1 protein-coding gene is annotated in these 520 nt (G+C 47.7%); it reads left to right on the forward strand.

All coding sequences use genetic code 11. The features are described 5' to 3' along the window. Window positions 1-520 (forward strand): EscU/YscU/HrcU family type III secretion system export apparatus switch protein (locus R7P74_RS29340; protein WP_318124256.1); only part of this gene is annotated, 520 nt, incomplete at both ends.

The following is a 520-nucleotide window of genomic DNA, read 5'->3' on the forward strand; positions in this document are numbered from 1 at the left end:
TTGCTTTTTCCACTGTTTCTCATCCTTATCACGTTGTTTGTGGCGGCGACGATTGGTGCTGCAGGGGTTGGGGGCATTAGCTTTTCTGCCGAAGCGGCAATGCCTAAGCTGTCCAAAATGAACCCTCTGAGCGGTTTAAAACGCATGGTGGGCATGCAAAGTTGGGTTGAACTGATCAAATCGATCTTGAAAGTGGTGTTGGTGACAGGCGTTGCCATGTATTTGATCCAAGCATCGCAAGCGGATTTGATCCAACTTAGCATGGATGTTTATCCGCAGAATATTTTCCACGCGCTGGATATTTTGCTCAACTTTATCTTGTTGATCAGCTGCTCGTTATTGATTGTTGTGGCCATCGATATACCGTTCCAGATTTGGCAGCACGCCGATCAGTTGAAGATGACCAAGCAAGAAGTGAAAGACGAATACAAAGAAACCGAAGGTAAGCCAGAGGTGAAAGGTCGTATTCGTATGCTGCAAAGGGAAGCGGCACAACGCCGGATGATGGCCGATGTGCCTC

The organism is Vibrio sp. 2033 (assembly GCF_033339735.1).